2 protein-coding genes are annotated in these 1,584 nt (G+C 64.4%); both read right to left on the reverse strand.

The features are described 5' to 3' along the window. Window positions 1-40: 40 nt before the first annotated feature. The gene (locus EOD07_RS33835) at window positions 41-868 is read right to left on the reverse strand and encodes an extensin family protein (protein ID WP_127238300.1); all 828 of its coding nucleotides are present in this window, start codon (window positions 866-868) and stop codon (window positions 41-43) included. Between the two features lie 137 nt (window positions 869-1,005). After that, window positions 1,006-1,584: extensin family protein (locus tag EOD07_RS33840; RefSeq protein ID WP_206519645.1), on the reverse strand; the 579-nt coding region annotated here is incomplete at its 5' end.

Below are 1,584 nucleotides of genomic sequence, written 5' to 3' on the forward strand. Positions count from 1 at the left end.
CCATTTTATGCGGTGTTGGCCGTTTTGGGGCAGAGCCGCCTCAGCGGCAGGCGCGGTAACCGCTTTTGCGGTTCTTGATGTCGAAATGGAAATGGTTGCGGTGGTCGTAATTGTAGCCGGGGCCGAGCACCGTGGTGAAATATTCGCAGCCGTCGGCGCGCACATTGTTGAGGAAGCCGCGCGTGCGGAAAGCGAACAGGCCGGGCTTGCGGACGTCGATGTCGTCGCCATTGTTGAGCTCGATGCTCATGACGTCGAGGGCGTTGCCCTTGCCGTGCTCGGACAAAACACCTTCACCGGCGATGTTGCGGCAGGAATAACTGGAGCCCTGGTGGATCGCCTTGACGCCGGAGAAGTAGCGCCAGCGGGCGGCCGGCTGCAGCTCGTTCTTCGTCCAGGCGGCAAAGGTGGCGGCCATGTTGCAGGTCAGCGTCGCCGCCGGCTTCATGGCGACGCTGCCGATCGCCGAGACCTTTACGGGAAAGTCGATGCCGCACTGGCCTTCATGGATCGGCTGGACGTCCTGATAGACGACGCCCATCCGCTTCAGCTCGTTGCGGCAGTCGATCTCGCTGGCCGGCATCTGCTCGAGAGGCGACATCGGCTCATCCATGCGCGGATAGGCGGCCTGGGTCATGTAGGGGTTGGACGGAACAAGGCGCTGCATGCCGGAATATTGCGGCGCGTCGGGTTGCGGCACGGCTGCCGTCTGGCTGCCGACATCGACGGCCGGCTGCAGCGCAAAGACGTCACCGGTCGTGCAGGCCGATATCGTCGCGATGGCGCCCGCGGCCAGCCCGACAATCGCGATCCGCGCGCACTTGTTTCGTTGCGCCGCCATCAGCACAGCGCCAAGTCTTCGAGCCATTGAAGGGCGTCCTTGTCCCCGAATGGCACAAGGTTAACCCTCAACAGTAAAGGAAAGATCAGCGCCGGCATTCATGCCTGGGGCGGAATTGCGGCGTTGTTCTTGGGCCCGAAGCGGCCAAGACTTCCGGGAATCGCCTATTGGCAGAAGGTGCCGCCGTGGCGGCGCGGCTCCAGATCGAGATGGAAATGCAGCGCATGGTCAGGGTCGGCGCCCGGCCCAAGCACCGTCTTGAACGGCCCGCAGGCAGCCTTGCGGACCGCGGCGAGGAACTTCGCATCCTTCTCCGGCGGCGCCGGACCGACCTCGATCTTCCTGTCGTCCGACAGGGTGAAGCTTGCGATGTCGAGCGCGTTGCCGAAGGCATGTTCCGACGGCTTGCGCGTACCGTTGCGGGGGCGACAGACGAATGCCGAGGCCTGGTTGACCGACTTCAAATCGGTGCCGAATTCGGCCTTGGCCGCCGGCTGGACAACATCGGCCATGAAGCGCGCGGCCGCCTCGGCCATCGGGCAGTTGAGCTCGGTGCCGGGGCTGATGCCGATGGACTTGCCGAGCGTCTTCAAAATTACCGGATAGGGGATCGAGCAGCCGATCTGCGCATCGTGCTCGGCCTTGTGCTCCTCGAACTCGACGCCCAGCGCCTTCAGCCGCTCGCGGCATGCGGTTTCTTCCGCCGGCATCTTGTCGGCCGGCATGTCGGCCGAGCGCGGATC

The organism is Mesorhizobium sp. M2C.T.Ca.TU.002.02.1.1, from assembly GCF_003997225.1.